Origin of the sequence: uncultured Limosilactobacillus sp., assembly GCF_934202705.1 — a bacterium.
Taxonomy (GTDB): Bacteria; Bacillota; Bacilli; order Lactobacillales; family Lactobacillaceae; genus Limosilactobacillus.
In genome coordinates, this window is the sequence record NZ_CAKPYE010000002.1 from 182,082 (window position 1) to 198,022 (window position 15,941).

Consider the following 15,941-nt stretch of genomic DNA (forward strand, 5'->3'; position numbering starts at 1 on the left):
CCAAAAGCTCGTGCCAATCCAGGCGCGGGTTTTTAAATTGTAACTAAAAAAAGTTATCACAACGTGGATTGTTGTGATAACTTTTTCAATTTTGATTATTTAATTTGGTGATCGTCCTTAAACTGTTGAAGATTAGACTTTGTCGGATTCAAATTTAGCCACTCATTAGAAAGAAAGGCATCATTCATGTGATACTTTGGTGCAGGTTGAGGTTTTTCTAAGAACGGTGAAACTTGTCGATCAAAGTCAACCCAACCAGCCCAACCAATGTGGATGGTATCTTGCATAAAGCCGTTTTGATTACCCTTATGGGAGTAGTCAACGATATTATTGAAACCTTGTGAGCGAAGTTGAGTTTTAATCTTACGAACCGTGCGGTAGTACATTGGCATTGACATTCCAGTGTGCTTTTCCCACTTAGCGTTGACTGGCGTAATCATAAAAATTACGTTAGTGTTGGTCTTTTGGAACTGTTTGAGAACAACTTCTAAGTCACCATATTCTGGGGACTTAGTATAGTCAAAATGACGTTGTGAATTAGCAGTGCTCTTAATATGACCACGCATTCTTCGGTTATAGAAGGAGTTTAAAACGCCAAATTGATTGTTATTTGAAGCTTTGTTGTGTTGCTGAATAGCAGTTGCAGATAAATCTGCGTAGTTTAATTGTTCAGGCAGTAGATGCATTTTGGGCTTGATTCGTCGATCATAATTATCTTTAATGAAGAACCCAGAAAAGAGGTTATCCTCATGATGTAACAAAGCAACTTGCGAATTAATTACCCAACGATCCCACTTACTTAGTGAATGACCCTGACTAATTTTGCGCGCATAACTACCAACTGAACCGTCATTACCTAAAAGCTGCAGTAGGCGCCTTGCAGTGTAGCGATCATAAGCTGACTGCGGATTAGCTTGTTGTAACCACATCAAATTAGCATAGGCACCATTGTAGTACTTAAATGCTGATGGCATGACGCCACGTTTAACGAACCATTGTGGTGAGATAACGTAAACGGCCTTTTGGTTACGCATTTGTTGCGGCATCATTGTCATGTTAAAAAGCTGTGGCAATGATTGCGTCCCACGAGAACCAAACATAAACGGACGGTAAGAATGGTACTTAGCAGCCATGACAGCGGGATGGTAGCGGTCCATTCGGTTAAATTCACTTGAACCAAAAAAAGGGACATATTTAGGATGGTGACCGCTTAATGCCTGAACCTTAAGTGATCGGTTCTTGAAAACGGTCGGACTTAAAGAAACAGCAGCTCGTTGCTCCGTTTGTGCCGAATGGTGACCTGACCACGGCAGACAGAAAAGGATAAAAACGAGTAAGATTGCAACAATCACTGGGCCAAAAATTGACCACAGCTTTTTCTTGTTAGTCATTTTGTAATTCCTTTACCCGATCTGTAATCTTATCAACAGAACTCCAAGCACTACGATCAAATTCAGAAACGGGAACTTGAATGTCAAATTCATCTTGAAGCGAAAGCAGGAATTGAACAGTGGCCATTGAGTCTAAGAGTCCATTAGCGTATAAATCAGCGGTGGTATCAGAAAAATCACTTGCGTCACGACCAGTTGCTTGTGCTAATAATTCTTGAATTTGTTCTTTCATGATATTTCCTCCAAATTATTTGATAACAGGTTATTTCATTGCTGCGGGGCTGAACCACAGAGTGTTCAAGAAACCGCAGAATATTAAGAAACCAAAGACAACAAAGTTAAAAGTAATGAAACCGGCAATAAACTTAGTCAATTTAGTAGATTTTAAATTCTTATAGTGCTTACGTTTATAACGAAGCCACCAATCATTAATTACTAAGGCTAAGCCGTGTAAGAAACCATATAGAATATAATACCATGTTACCCCATGCCAGAATCCCATTACCACCATGTTTAACATGTATGCAATAGATGATAAAACGTTCCGGTTTTTAAACCAGCGTTTTTTAGTTGCTAAAAAGACAAAACGCATAAAAATATAATCGCGGAACCAGAACGAAAGGGACATGTGCCAACGATTCCAGAATTCCTTAATATTTTTAGAAAGGAATGGTTTATTGAAGTTCATTGGCGTTTCGACACCCATGATGTAACTGATAGCGACTGCGAATAATGAATAGCCGGCAAAGTCAAAGTATAGGTCACCAGTATAGAAGTAGGCAACACCAACGACCCACCATGAAAGGTGCGGTGCGTGAGCCATTGCTTGACGTTGGAAGTAAGGTAACCATTGCTGAGCAAAAAAGTAATCAATTACAAATTTATAAACAAACCCGATGAATAAGTACAAGACTGCCTTTTGTAGCAAACTGATGTATTTTTCACGACTCGGGACTTTTCGATAGTCTTTTGAAAAGCGCCGATAACGGTCAATTGGTCCAGAAGTAATCGTTGGCATGAAGGCCATAAAGCGGATAAATTTCCACCAATTTATATCTTTAACCGCACCGTCACGGGTTTCAATAATGGTTCCCGCAGCCCGGAAAGTTAAGTACGAAATTCCCAGGAAGCCCAGTAATGAGTTATGACCAACCATTGCTGGGGTGAATTTAACAATAATAATTGGTAAGAGTGACAAGAAAACAGTCACGTAAAAGACCATGCTGTTATTCTGTTTTTGCCGATAGTGGAAGTACCACATTACCAAGCAGGTTTGGTAAATAATGTAGATAATCAGTGAGGCGGCTTGTTGATAGCTTTGGCCATCAAACATAAAGAAGATAAAGATAAAGCTGATTAGCGCCTCGTACCACTCGAATCGCTTACCAAAGTATAGACCGATGCCCATTGGCAATAGGGCAATTAATAAGTAGATAAAGTATGTCGGAGTGCCATAAGCGGAAAAATTCGGTAGACTTGCGAACCAATTAATCATTATTTATTAGCCTCCGCGATCAGTTTTTTAACCGCAATCTTACCGTTGGCTGAAGTTGGATAACTATCAACGTAAATAAATTGGGTCGGCATCATGTAGTCCATAATTTTATCTTTCAGACTAGTCCGAATTGCCTTGGTTAATTCTGCCTCGTCATTAAATTGATTTGGTTCTGGAATGACGTAGGCAATTAAATGAGTAGCTTTGCCATTTTGATCATATTTAGGAACCGCGACTGCTTGCTTGATGTATGAACTTAATTCAAGACTGGAACGAACTTCGTCAAGTTCAACACGGAAACCATGTAACTTGATTTGGAAATCCATGCGGCCGATGATGTGGCGAAGACCATCAGCACTAATGTATCCGGCATCGCCAGTCCGGTAAGATTGTTGACCATTAAACTTAAAGAAGTTTTGGGCAGTTTTTTCTGGATTGTTTAAGTAACCAGCAGCGACACTATCACCAGAGATAATGATTTCACCATGTTTACCAGGTTCGGTAATTTGCTGATTACCATCCCAAATCGTTGTTGTAACCCCGGGCTTATCATAACCAATTGGTAGCCGTTTTGCGTTTTGAACCATTTCCTTCGTGATTTCACAACTGGTAACAGCAACAGTGGCTTCCGTTGGTCCATAGGTATTATAAATTTGGGCATCTGGGAACTTTTGGAAGAGCCGTTTGACAGTTGAAACAGAAAGTTCTTCGCCACAGAAAACAAATTTCTGTAAGTCCGGCATTTTATCCGCATTAAAATCTGGACTGAGCAGTAGTAATTCAGCAAATGAAGGGGTTCCGAAGAAAACGTTGATTTTAAGATCTGGTAAAACCTTAAATAATTGTCCAAAATTCTGGACGACACTCACTGGAATTGCCTTGACAGTTGCACCAGATAACATTCCAACTAACCAGTAGAAGTGAGAGATGTCAAATGAAAACGGTGGCTGTCCAAGGAAAGTTGCTTCGTGAGGTAAATTGAAGTCTTTTCCCAACATCCAATTAGCAAAGGTTGTGATGTTATTAGCACTGATTTCAATTCCCTTTGGCGAACCGGTTGTACCAGACGTAAAAAGGATATAAAAAGTATCATTGCCTGATACTGGATGATCCAGTTGATAATTAACTGGGTTTTCCATGATTTGCCTTAATTCAGTTAAGTTTAAAATTTGACCGTCGTAGTTAAGTTCTTGGTCCGGAAAATCATCAACAGCGACGACCAGTTGAGGTTGGGCAGTTGCGATGATTGATTGCATCCTTGGCAGAGCTGATCCGGTTTCGACTGGAATATAGGCATGACCAGACTTGAGTCCGCCTAAAAAGCCGGCTACCATTTCAAATTGGTGATCACCATAGAACATGATTGGACTGCCAGCGGGAATATTACTACGATCGAGCCAATCAGCAAATGCATTCGAAGCATTAACTAAGTCTTGATAAGTATGGGTAGTACCCATTTCATCGAAATAAACCTTCTCAAGGTGCTGCTTGGCAACTTGATCAATTTCTGGAACAATATTTAAAACCAAAGCTTTTTCCTCCATTAAAATTCGTTATAGATGAATGGGGCTTGTCCAGCGCCAAAGTAACCATAAAGGTAGACCAGCGCAACCAGAACAACGAAATAAAAAAGCGTCTTTAAGATAAACGTATACGTAGGATGATCTTTGAGCGCTTTAATCATTAAATTACCATCCTTTCTGGGTAGTGAAAACATCATCTATCGATAATCGGTATGATTATTATAATAATCGATCAAAGATTAAAGAATAAATTGTAAATTGAATTTACTTAATTTTTAAAATATCAAACGAAATTATACAACATCAAGTAAGGTAGTGTAAACGAATTGATATTAATAAGGTAAGTTATGGTAGAGAATCGAGTGAACTTTGATATCAAAAAGGCCTTTGTTATAATTAACGGTAAAAGCAAACGAATGTTTGGAGGTAGACAATGCGCTTTTTACATACCGGAGATTGGCATATTGGTAAAAATTTAGCTGGTTATAGTCTCTTAACTGATCAGCACGCCACTTTTCAAAAAATTGTTGAGATTGCCAAACAAGAACAAGTCGATGCAGTAGTCATAGCTGGTGATCTTTATGATCGAACCATTCCAAGCGAAGCGGCCACACGAGAGTTGATGAATGAGTTAGTTACCTTGAATATTAAAGCGAGTGAGCCATTATTAGCAATCAGCGGTAATCATGATTCCGCAACGCGATTAGGGGTTGGCAGTCAATGGTTTGCCAGCCAAAATTTCTATTTAAATACTGACTTTCAGCAAGTTTTTCAACCTGTCAGTTTGAAAGACACCCAATTTTTCTTATTACCGTTTTTTGGCTTGCAGGAGGTCCGCAATTACTTTGGTGATGATCGAATTCGGGACGTTAATTCAGCAATGAAGCGAATTGTTAAACGGATGAAAACAAAATTTGATCCGACCCAGAAACACGTATTAGTTGCTCACTTTTTTGCGGCCGGTAGCACACGGACAGCGGATTCAGAAACGATGATTGAGGTTGGCGGACTAAGTGCAGTGAATACTAGTCTGCTGAGTGACTTTGATTATGTTGCGCTTGGTCACCTTCATAACAAGAATGCATTAAATGAGGAACGAATCAAATACAGTGGCTCGCCAATGAAATTTTCAGTCTCTGAGGCGCATATGGAAAAAGGCGTCTGGATTGTGGATACCAATCCGTTTTCTATAAAATGGGTAAAGATTCCGCCGATTCATGATATTCATGTTATTGAAGAGTCAATGAAGACGTTAACTAGTACAGCATTTGCTAATCAATATCCGAAAGATGACTACTATGCGATTCGTTTAACTGACAGACAAATTATTCCGGATGTTATGCATCGGCTACGCCAGTATTATCCTTACATTATTAGTTTGGGACGAAAATATGGTTTTGACAGTCCCCAACAAAAAAAGCGGCAGTTCAATCGAAAGCTCGCTCCAGATAAGTTATTTGCAAATTTTTATCGGCAAACGGTGGGCGTCGATTTGGATACTGAACAGCAACAAATTGTGAAAAAGTCGCTGGAGCAAGTACAAAAGGAGAATTGATTGATGCAACCTTTAAAATTACATCTCAAATATTTTGGACCATATCAGGATCAACTGATTGATTTTCAAAAATTGACGGGGACACCGGTCTTTCTAGTTAGCGGCAATACCGGGAGTGGGAAAACAACGATTTTTGATGCAATGTGTTACGCCTTGTTTGGGCAAACAACCGATGAGCAAGACCGGGATGCCAGTGCATTACGCTCAGACTTTGCGCCAGTAGATCAAGAAACAAGCGTTATCTTCACTTTTTGCCATCAGGGGCAGACATACGAAATCACCCGAAAACCAAAACAAGAATTGCAAGGTCGCGGAAACAAAATTGTTGAGCATGGTACCAAAGTCAGCCTGATTTACCCTTTGGAAAGCGCAGAGCCAAAAGAAATTAATAAAATTGGACCTGCTAACCAATTCATTGAGCAACTATTAAATATGACGCGAGCACAATTTAAGCAAATTGTGCTCCTGCCCCAAGGTAAGTTCCGACAATTTTTAGAATCAAGCAGTAGCGATAAAGAAGATTTATTACGTGACCTATTCAACACCCGTTTTTATGAGCAGTGGGCCCAATTGCTGAAAAATCAGCTTGCAGATTTGCGCGACACCTATAAGGAAACACTAGCAAAATTAACAGTCATCAAGAGTGGAGTTACAGATGTTGATGAGAATTTAAGTACAGCTGCTTGGCTGACGGCAGTAGCAGAAAAAATTCACCAGCGACAAGCACATCTTGAAGAAATTTCCCGGGAAATAACTACAAAACAGCAGGATGTTGAAAAAATTAATGATCGGGTTAATCGTGAACAAACGTTGCTGAATGCATTTCGGGAGCAACGGCAGGTTGAACAGAAACTTCATGATTTACAACACCAAGCGACTGATATTCAAAAAGTTCGCGAACAGGTTGATCAGTTAAACTGGTATCAGCGACATCAAGAAAAGTACTTTCATTACCAAACTCTTCAACAGGATGTAAAACACCTTCAGAATCAGCAAACTGAACTCCAGGAACAGTTGCAAGAATTTGAAAAAGCACAGGAACGTCTAAAAAGCCTTGTTCAACACTTGCAGAATGAAGAACCAAAAATTGAACAGCTTCAAGATGCGGCCAATCGTCTTAAAGGACAACTTCCACAATATTCACAAATTGCGAAATTTAAGCAGGAAATTCATAAGCAAACCCAGCGAGTTAACGATCAGCAAACGGCAGTCGAACAGCAGCAAGAAGTTATGGACAAATCAAAGCGACGATTACAAGAAATCACGATTGAATTGGGCAAGTCACGAGACTTGTCTCAACAGCAATTGGTAATTGCCAAGCGTGGTCATCAATTAGAAAGCGCCACAAACTTAATGGATGATGTCCAGCTTCATGTTGATCAACAACAACGACTAGCTAATCAAATCAAGACCCTTCAAGCAACCATTAATGATGGTCAAAAGCCAATCTTACAAGCGCAAACAGAATATGAGCGTTTGAAAGATGCTCATGCACGAAGTGAAATTGCCCGTTTAGCACAAGATTTAAAACCCGGAACTCCTTGTCCGGTCTGTGGTTCAACAAGTCATCCTCACTTGGCGGCTTTGGCAGCTGAGCAAAAAGTAATCACTGATGATGTAGTTGAGAAAGCAAGGCAAAATTTGGAACAGCTGCGCCAAGAACAAACTGCACAACAGTCGCGATTGAGGGAGTGGCAAGAACAAGAACTTCAAATTAAAACAGACCAGCAATTACAATTATCGCGTTTGAATGATGAACTAAATGTCAAGACTGATAATTTAAATGAGATTAAATTAGTCATTACGAATATGAAAAAGGAACTGGTGCTTGATGAAGATCATATAGCTAAGCGGCAACAGTTAGAGCAACAGCTAAGTAGCGAACAAGGTCAATTGCAAGATCAGCAAGCAATTGATGCAAAAAAAGCAGAACGACTGCAATCTACTCTTAAGCAGCAAGAAGTGAAATTAGCGGAGTTGAAAGCTAGCTACCAGACGACTTTACGCGGTCTACAACAAGAGTTTGATAATGAAAAAATGGCTCGTCGTCAGCTGGAAAATTGGCAGGAACAAATTACGGATTTTCAGAAACGGCAACGTGATTGTCAGGAACGTCAGCTGACAAATCAAGAGCGATTAAAAACAACTCAACAATCTTTGAACGAACTTGAACAGTCTCTTTCCCAAAAAACGAGTCAGTTGAAAGAACAGCACCAATCCTTAAAAACAATCTTAAGCGAATATTCGCCGACACTAGATTGGTCGTTTTGGGATTGGGCAATGGAGCAAATAGATGCTTTACCAGAAATGCAGCAGCAAGTACAACGTTATCAAGCTGAACAAACACGGTTGGAATCAGAATTACAACGGTTAAATAACCAAGTTGATCAGCAAACATTACCGAAGATTGAAAAAAGTAAGCAGCGTCTTGCACAAGCTCAGCACGAACTTGCAGAAATTCAACAGCAAAGCGGGAAAGTCATTAGCGAATTATCGGCAATCCAGAAGCTTTATCAACAGGTGCGAAAACTAAATGAGCAGCAAAGCAAACAAATCACCCATGTTCAGAACATGCAGACGGTGAGTGATGTGATGAATGGCAACACTGCTAATAAATTAAGCTTGGAGCGTTATGTCTTGCAAAGTTATCTGGCTGAGGTATTACGAGTGGCTAATGAGCGATTGGTGAAACTGACAAATGGCCGGTATGCTTTTAAACTGAGCGATGCGGAAGCCAAGGGTAATGGTACGAAGTGGAGCGGTTTAGAAATTAATGTTTATGATGATAATGCGGGACAAGAGCGGAGTGTGCGAACGTTATCTGGCGGGGAAAGCTTTATTGCTTCGTTAGCGTTGGCCTTAGGTTTGGGCGAAGTGATTCAAGAACGGAGCGGTGGAATTCAAGTTGAGACGCTGTTTATCGATGAAGGCTTTGGTTCATTAGACCAGGAAGCGTTAAATCAAGCAATGAATGCTTTACAGACAATTCACGGATATAAGATGATTGGTATTATCAGTCATGTGACTGAATTGGAAAATCAGATTCCAAATCAGCTACGCGTGATCTCACGGAACGGGATTAGCCATGTTGAATATCGTCATGAGATTGGCAATCTTTAAATTAGGGATTGCTAATTTGATTTTAATGTAATATGATTACCCTAATTAATAAACACGGGTGCATTTCAAGTAGACCGATAGAGAGACAGCGGTTGGTGGAAGCTGTTGGTTGAAACTCCGGTGCACAAAATGTGGGCGGGTAATGCCGCACGGTTAATGGCCGTTATCCATTTCGAGGGTGACAGTTAATTGTCAAACTTGGGTGGTACCGCGGAACTAGAGCCATTTCGTCCCAAAATTTTTGAGGATGAAATGGCTCTTTTTTGATTGGAGGAACCGTTATGTTAGATATTAAAAAAATTCGTCGACAACCAGATTGGTTTAAGGAAAAGCTGGCCACTCGCGGGATTAAGGCTGAAGAAATTGATGAAGTCCTCAAATTGGATCAAAAGCGCCGGGACCTTTTGCAAAAGGTTGAAGCCCTTAAGGCACAACGCAATGAAGCATCCAAGAAGATTGGCGAAGCCAAGCGCAATGGTGAATCGGCTGATGAAGCAATAAAGCAAACTCGGGAATTGGGAGATCAAATTAAGGAACTGGATGAAAAAGTTGAGGCCAATGATGAAGTATTCAACGATAAGATGTCGCGCTTACCAAACGTTCCTCATGATGATGTTCCAGTTAGTTTAACTGAAGAAGGTGCTGTTGAATTACGCAAGGTCGGTCAGATTCGTGAATTTGACTTTGAGCCAAAGCATCACTGGGATGTTGGTGAAAACTTAGGTATTTTAGACTTTGATCGAGCACGTAAAGTATCGGGTGCACGGTTTGTTTACTATCTAGGTTTGGGAGCACAACTAGAACGGGCCGTTTATAACTTTATGTTGGATGAGCACATGAAAGATGGCTATACTGAAATCTTGCCGCCATATATTGTGAATGCTAAGTCAATGTACGGTACTGGCCAATTCCCAAAGTTTAAGGAAGGGGTTTACCAAGTTAACGGTGAGGACATGACGTTGATTCCAACGGCTGAAGTCCCGTTGACTAACTACTACCGCGGTGATGTGATTCCTGAACAAGAGTTACCGGTTTATGTGACAGCATTGACGCCGTGTTTCCGTTCTGAAGCAGGTGCTGCTGGTCGTGATACGCGGGGCCTGATTCGGATGCACCAATTTAATAAGGTAGAAATGGTTAAGTACACTAAGCCAGAGGACTCTTGGGATGAATTAGAGAAGATGACGGCGAATGCAGAAAATATCTTGAAGAAGATTGGATTGCCATATCATGTAATTACATTAACGACAAGTGATATGAGCTTTACGGCTTCGATGACTCATGATCTAGAGCTTTGGATGCCGGCTCAAAACAAGTATCGTGAGGTATCCAGTTGTTCGAACTGTTTAGACTTCCAAGCACGGCGAATGCATACCCAATACCGTGATGCGGATGGCAAATTACACTATGTTCATACTTTGAATGGATCGGGATTAGCTGTTGGTCGGACAGTGGCTGCAATCCTTGAAAATTACCAAAATGCAGATGGTTCAGTCACAATTCCAGAAGTGTTGGTCCCATACATGCATGGCATAACAAAGATTACTAAAGAAAATGCTGTGCCATTTCGGAACAAAATTAATAAGTAAAGACCGTTTAGATTGATCAGTATGATACACTGAGAATAATCATCGGTCGGAAAATGAATAGAAAATTGGCGCCGATGTGGCGCCATTTTTATTTTTAAGGAGTAACTGAGCAATGCAAGTCAAGAGATTGCAATTAAAATGGGTTGTGGCAGCGAGCCTGTTTAATAATACTGGCGCAGCTTTGCTGTGGCCACTAACCACGGTCTACATGCATGAGTACTTGGGTGAATCAATGACAATTGCAGGAGTTGTGATGTTTGTAATGTCGCTCTGTATGATGTTGGGGAACTATTTGGGAGGACGGCTATATGACCGCTGGAATCCATATTTAGCGGCAGTTCTTCCAGTGATTTGTGCTACCGTATCCGCGTGCATGCTAATTTTTCTGCATAATTGGCCCTTTTTTGCAGTCTGGTTGTGCTTAATTAGTTTTGCAGATGGCTCAAGCATTACTGTGATTAATTCTTATGGTACCAAAATTGAAGGGAAATCCACCCGCTATGTCTTTAACATGCTTTATATGGCAATGAATATTGGAGTGGTTATTGGGACGTTGCTCGTTGGTGTATTGTTGCCGATTAGCCCAGTGCTCGTCTTTGTTACCACGGCAGTGTTTTATGCGATTTTTCTTTTAATTACAATCAGGTTTTTTAACGTTCCTTTGCAAATGTCCGTTCACCATCGACAGTTAGTTCCTAATAAGCACCATGACCAATTTGGCGTTCACGTAGTTTACGCGATCTGTACTTGTTTGATGACGGTTTACCTTAGTTATGTTCTCTGGGAAACGGTCATGTCAGTACGGATTACGAATATGCACATTCCATTTTTTGCCTATAGTTTGCTTTGGACGATTAATGGCGGGGTCATTATTATTGGTCAGCCGATTGTCAATCAACTGGCTAGATATATTAAAGTGCGGACGCAAATTATTTGGGGAATTGCAATTTTTGCTAGTTCATTTATTTTACTCATTTTTGCACGCAGTTTTATGATGTTTGTCGTTGATTTTTTAATCTTAACGATTGGTGAAATGACGGGTATTCCTGCTGTTCCAGCATACATTGACCAACTTACTGACCCGAGTGAGACGGGATACTATCAAGGACTACCAAATATTGCAATGTCCATTGGTCGGGCAATTGGTCCCTTATATGGCGGGCTAATTATTGATCATTTTAACTATGAGGTCCTGTTTATTACGGTTAGCTTGATGATGTTGATAACATTAGCGAACGTTGTTTTTTTGACACGATCAAAATAAAGTCAAAAAAATTTACCGAAAAGGGTTGTATTTTTTTGAGCCTATGATATTATTATAGACGTCAAGAGGAATTGACCCGTTGGTCAAGTTGGTTAAGACACCAGCCTTTCACGCTGGTAACGTGAGTTCAAATCTCGCACGGGTCATTAGTAAAGGCTACTTGTTATTGCAAGTAGCCTTTTTTTATGAATTCACTACTTTCCGTTAGTCTTTAGAAGTGCAGAGGAGCCAAAAATGAAATCGACAAAAAATTTGTTAGGCCGCAGTGCCTTCGATCTCAGCGAATCAAAATATTTTGAGTCTGTTTCAGTGAAAGATATTGCCTCACACGCTCAAGTGGAGCGTCAGACTTTTTATTATTACTTTTCAGATAAATATCAATGTTTAACATTCTACCTTCAGCAGTGGGGAACCTTATTAGCAGAACGCGATGGTTCCACTAATCTCCAACAACATCTTTTAAACTTATTAGACGTTGTTCGCAAACACAAGGAAGCAATTATTCACATTACTTATGGTGACCAAGGTTACTCCTTATTGAGTGCTTTTTTAGATACAGCATTAAATCAATTTATTTTACAAAGCGAAAATAAAGCCGTGTCCGAACAGCTTGATAAGGGTGCTCAATTCTTTGCTTATGGTATTCGCGGCATTATCATCGAATGGATTAAAAAGGGGATGGATGATGATCCATCTACTTTATTATCTAAGACTTTACCATCATCAACTGAAAGCGTAGACCGGCTATTTTCTGAAATATAAAAATTATACACTTTTTATAAAATGTATGTTTCATCTTTGAGGGAGAACGTTTACAATGGATTTGTAATCAGAACGGATCCCTGATTAATTAGTTATTCCTGCCAATCACAAATAGCGCTCACGTGATGGTAGTCAATAAAAGTAGGAGATGGATTATTTTGGCTGAAAATAAACAAGAAGCCAAAGACCTAAAGGCGGTTAACCAGATTACTGGTTTCCAACTTTTCTCAATGACCACTTCAATGGTTATGACGGTCTATGGATTTGCTTCATTTGCTAAGCAAGGCGCTACGGCGTTCTTCTTCCTGTTCTTAGCTGGTATTTTATGGTTCTTGCCTGTTACCCGTGCAGCTGGTGAAATGGCATCAGTTGATGGCTGGTCAAAGGGTGGTGTTTTCACCTGGGTTGGTAAGATGTACAGTGACAACTCTGGGTTCTCTGCTCTGTTCTATCAATGGGTCCACATTACCGTTGGTATGAACACAATGATGATGTTCATCATCGCTTGTTTCTCAGCAAGTCTGAGTTTGCCGGCAATGTATGACAACCTTTGGGTTCGTTACATTTTAATTTTGATCATTATTTGGGGATTAATTGCTCTTCAACAACGTGGTACTAAGTTTACTGGTAAGATTGCGCAATGGGGATTCACACTCGGTGTTATTATTCCTGTATTCTTCTTACTGTTCCTGTTTGCTGCCTACCTGTTAACTGGTCACCATATGTTGATCACGATTAACTGGCACACTATTTTCCCACAAACATGGTCTGGTAGTGTTCTAGTTGGTTTTGTTCCATTTATTTTAGCATTCTGTGGTGCTGAAGGTTCTGCTCCTCACGTTAAGAACTTAAAGAACCCACATGCTTATGCCAAGGTTATGTTGGCATTATGTATCGCTGCGATCTGCTCCGACATCATTGGTTCAATGTCCATTGCTGCTACGATTCCTAACGACAAGATTCAATTAAGTAACGGAATCGTCTTTGCATACGGTTCATTAGCTTCAATGTTCAACATGTCTGGTGAATTTATCCAACGTCTTACTGGTATTCTGTTAGCACTTGGTGTGCTTGCCGAAATCAGTAGCTGGGTTGTTGGTCCAAACGCCGGGATGCACGAAGCTGCTAAGAAGGGTTACCTTCCAGCACGGTTCGCTAAGTCCAACAAGAACGGTATTGGTACTAATGTCATGGTTCTTCAAGGAATTATCGTATGTATTGTTGGTGCATGGTTAACCTTCGGTGCTGGTGGTTCTAAGAATGATATCAGTTTCCAAACTGCCATGAGTTTGACGGTTGCAATTTACATGTTGATGTACTTAATGATGTTTGCTGCATACTTCCGTTTGATCAACAAGCATGATGACTTACATCGGACTTGGGTTGCTTCACGTTCCAAGTTCTTGAAGAACTTGTACGCAATTGTTGGTTTTATTTTGACTGCATTTGCTTTAGTTGTTACGTTCTTCCCACCAAAGGGATACTCTGTAGCACAACAACACACTTACCTGATGCTCTTAATTGTCGGGTTTGTGATTGTCTTCTTCGTTCCATTCATCATGCTTCGTTACCACAACAAGTGGACTAAGGATGTTAAGGATGCTGGACTTTACGATGAAGATTAATTCTTACAAAATAACATTTCGACTATAAAAATTAGCCCTGAAAGGGGGAATTGGAGAACGAAGTTAGTAGTTGTCTAATTTAGTAAAGTAGTAGTCATATATTTTGTAGCTGTAGGTTTTTACACAAAGGAGGGGAAGGAATTAGTTGGCTGCTAATTCCGAAAACTAATATGGCTGATATTAATGAAGCTTTAGAGCAAAACTGGTTAGGTAGCGTTGAATCTGGCGAACATTTACCAGAAGAAGAAATGCCTGAAAAGGCAATGAACCCAAACGTTGCTGAACAATTAATTCAACACTTCCGTTTGAACGAAGCAAAGGCTAACCAAAACTTAGCTACTTTCTGTTCAACTCAAATGGAACCACAAGCTGACAAGTTAATGGCAAGTGCAATGAACACTAACGCAATTGACAAGTCAGAATACCCAAAGACCGCTGCCATGGAAGACCGTTGTGCTGCCATGATCGGTCACATGTGGGGGATTCCAGAAGATGAAAAGTTCCGTAAGGACTTCATCGGTACTTCAACAGTTGGTTCTTCCGAAGCATGTATGTTAGGTGGACTTTCCATGTTATTCTCATGGAAGCACCGTGCTAAGGCTAACGGCATCGACATTGATGATCTTCACAACCACAAGCCAAACATGATTATTGGCTCTGGTTACCAAGTTGTTTGGGAAAAGTTCTGTACTTACTGGAACGTTGAAATGCGTCAAGTTAAGTTGGAACATGGTACCAACGAATCCAGCTTGAACATCAAGAAGGCAATGTCCTTAGTTGATGAAAACACGATTGGGATTGTTGCTGTCTTTGGTATTACCTTTACTGGTGAAATCGATGACGTACAAGCTCTTGATGCTGAAGTAACTAAGTACAACGAAGCTCACAAGGATATGCCAATCAAGATTCACGTTGACGCTGCTTACAACGGATTCTTTGCACCTTGGGTTGATGGCTTCAAGCCATGGGACTTCCGTCTGAAGAACGTTGCTTCAATCAACGTATCTGGTCACAAGTACGGAATGGTTTACCCTGGATTAGGTTGGACTATTTGGCGTAAGAATGACTACGAACACCTTCCAAAGGAAATGCGGTTCTCTGTACCATACCTTGGTGGTTCAGTTGACTCCATCGCTATTAACTTCTCACACTCCGGTGCCCACATTGTAGGTCAATACTACAACTTGATCCGGTTTGGTAAGGAAGGCTTCCGTGCTGTTATGGAAAACGTACGGAAGGTATCAACTCACATCAGCGAAGTTTTGAAGGCTACTGGCTACTTCGAAATGATTACCGATGGTTCACTTCTTCCAATCAACACTTGGAAGCTTCGTGATGACGTTGATGTTAAGTGGAACCTTTACGACATGGAAGATGCCCTTCGTTCATACGGCTGGCAAGTTCCTGCATACCCACTTCCAAAGGATCGTGACGACGAAACTGTTGAACGGATCGTTGTTCGTCCAGGAATGAGCATGACAATTGCTGATGACTTTGCTGAAGACCTCAACCAAGCCATTGACGACTTGAACAAGAAGTTTAACTAATTAATAACCGTTAATTAGTAAAAGCACTTTTGGATTTTTCCAAAAGTGCTTTTTTATAGGCTCTTTGTCA

The 15,941-nt window shown here is 40.5% G+C and carries 12 protein-coding genes and 1 tRNA gene; 8 read left to right on the forward strand and 5 right to left on the reverse strand.

The window, feature by feature from the left end; genetic code table 11:
- Positions 1-95 precede the first annotated feature (95 nt).
- Genes dltD through Q0C76_RS02140 form a run of 5 tightly spaced genes read right to left on the reverse strand, consistent with a single transcriptional unit; the run spans position 96 to position 4,570 of the window.
- Positions 96-1,391: a D-alanyl-lipoteichoic acid biosynthesis protein DltD gene (dltD, locus tag Q0C76_RS02120; RefSeq protein ID WP_295729117.1), complete on the reverse strand. Its 1,296-nt coding sequence runs from the start codon at positions 1,389-1,391 to the stop codon at positions 96-98.
- Positions 1,384-1,623 (reverse strand): D-alanine--poly(phosphoribitol) ligase subunit DltC, encoded by a 240-nt coding sequence (dltC, locus tag Q0C76_RS02125; RefSeq protein ID WP_295729120.1) that lies wholly within the window; start codon positions 1,621-1,623, stop codon positions 1,384-1,386. Before dltC ends, dltD begins: the two co-directional genes overlap by 8 nt.
- Positions 1,624-1,653: 30 nt before the next feature.
- Positions 1,654-2,886: a D-alanyl-lipoteichoic acid biosynthesis protein DltB gene (gene dltB, locus Q0C76_RS02130; RefSeq protein ID WP_295729123.1), complete on the reverse strand. Its 1,233-nt coding sequence runs from the start codon at positions 2,884-2,886 to the stop codon at positions 1,654-1,656.
- Positions 2,886-4,415, reverse strand: a complete 1,530-nt coding sequence (gene dltA / locus Q0C76_RS02135; RefSeq protein WP_295729126.1) for a D-alanine--poly(phosphoribitol) ligase subunit DltA — start codon at positions 4,413-4,415, stop codon at positions 2,886-2,888. Before dltA ends, dltB begins: the two co-directional genes overlap by 1 nt.
- 14 nt (positions 4,416-4,429) lie before the next feature.
- Complete coding sequence (locus Q0C76_RS02140; RefSeq protein WP_295729129.1) at positions 4,430-4,570, reverse strand: teichoic acid D-Ala incorporation-associated protein DltX; 141 nt, start codon at positions 4,568-4,570, stop codon at positions 4,430-4,432.
- Positions 4,571-4,842: 272 nt separating this feature from the next.
- On the opposite strand from Q0C76_RS02140, the gene Q0C76_RS02145 reads away from it, so the two are divergent.
- The 8 genes from Q0C76_RS02145 to Q0C76_RS02180 all read left to right on the forward strand — a co-directional run bounded on the left by Q0C76_RS02145 (position 4,843) and on the right by Q0C76_RS02180 (position 15,871).
- On the forward strand, positions 4,843-5,964 hold the full coding sequence (locus tag Q0C76_RS02145; protein ID WP_295729132.1) for an exonuclease SbcCD subunit D: 1,122 nt from the start codon (positions 4,843-4,845) through the stop codon (positions 5,962-5,964).
- 3 nt (positions 5,965-5,967) lie between these two features.
- Positions 5,968-9,084, forward strand: a complete 3,117-nt coding sequence (locus Q0C76_RS02150; RefSeq protein ID WP_295729135.1) for an SMC family ATPase — start codon at positions 5,968-5,970, stop codon at positions 9,082-9,084.
- A 281-nt stretch (positions 9,085-9,365) separates the two neighbouring features.
- Positions 9,366-10,673: a serine--tRNA ligase gene (gene serS / locus Q0C76_RS02155; protein ID WP_295729138.1), complete on the forward strand. Its 1,308-nt coding sequence runs from the start codon at positions 9,366-9,368 to the stop codon at positions 10,671-10,673.
- A 112-nt stretch (positions 10,674-10,785) separates the two neighbouring features.
- Positions 10,786-11,937 (forward strand): MFS transporter, encoded by a 1,152-nt coding sequence (locus Q0C76_RS02160; RefSeq protein ID WP_295729141.1) that lies wholly within the window; start codon positions 10,786-10,788, stop codon positions 11,935-11,937.
- Between the two features lie 73 nt (positions 11,938-12,010).
- Positions 12,011-12,083 (forward strand) — tRNA-Glu (locus tag Q0C76_RS02165).
- Between the two features lie 88 nt (positions 12,084-12,171).
- The gene (locus tag Q0C76_RS02170; RefSeq protein WP_295729143.1) at positions 12,172-12,699 is read left to right on the forward strand and encodes a TetR/AcrR family transcriptional regulator C-terminal domain-containing protein; all 528 of its coding nucleotides are present in this window, start codon (positions 12,172-12,174) and stop codon (positions 12,697-12,699) included.
- 158 nt (positions 12,700-12,857) lie between these two features.
- Positions 12,858-14,324: an amino acid permease gene (locus Q0C76_RS02175; RefSeq protein WP_295729146.1), complete on the forward strand. Its 1,467-nt coding sequence runs from the start codon at positions 12,858-12,860 to the stop codon at positions 14,322-14,324.
- 170 nt (positions 14,325-14,494) lie between these two features.
- Complete coding sequence (locus Q0C76_RS02180) at positions 14,495-15,871, forward strand: glutamate decarboxylase (protein WP_295729149.1); 1,377 nt, start codon at positions 14,495-14,497, stop codon at positions 15,869-15,871.
- Positions 15,872-15,941 lie beyond the last annotated feature (70 nt).

Excerpts from the sequence above, each read along its gene's own strand:
- dltD (WP_295729117.1), bottom strand. The coding sequence starts at position 1,391 with ATGACTAACAAGAAAAAGCTGTGGTCAATTTTTGGCCCAGTGATTGTT.
- dltC (WP_295729120.1), bottom strand. The coding sequence starts at position 1,623 with ATGAAAGAACAAATTCAAGAATTATTAGCACAAGCAACTGGTCGTGAC.
- dltB (WP_295729123.1), bottom strand. The coding sequence starts at position 2,886 with ATGATTAATTGGTTCGCAAGTCTACCGAATTTTTCCGCTTATGGCACT.
- Q0C76_RS02140 (WP_295729129.1), bottom strand. The coding sequence starts at position 4,570 with ATGATTAAAGCGCTCAAAGATCATCCTACGTATACGTTTATCTTAAAG.
- Q0C76_RS02145 (WP_295729132.1), top strand. The coding sequence starts at position 4,843 with ATGCGCTTTTTACATACCGGAGATTGGCATATTGGTAAAAATTTAGCT.
- Q0C76_RS02150 (WP_295729135.1), top strand. The coding sequence starts at position 5,968 with ATGCAACCTTTAAAATTACATCTCAAATATTTTGGACCATATCAGGAT.
- serS (WP_295729138.1), top strand. The coding sequence starts at position 9,366 with ATGTTAGATATTAAAAAAATTCGTCGACAACCAGATTGGTTTAAGGAA.
- Q0C76_RS02160 (WP_295729141.1), top strand. The coding sequence starts at position 10,786 with ATGCAAGTCAAGAGATTGCAATTAAAATGGGTTGTGGCAGCGAGCCTG.
- Q0C76_RS02170 (WP_295729143.1), top strand. The coding sequence starts at position 12,172 with ATGAAATCGACAAAAAATTTGTTAGGCCGCAGTGCCTTCGATCTCAGC.
- Q0C76_RS02180 (WP_295729149.1), top strand. The coding sequence starts at position 14,495 with ATGGCTGATATTAATGAAGCTTTAGAGCAAAACTGGTTAGGTAGCGTT.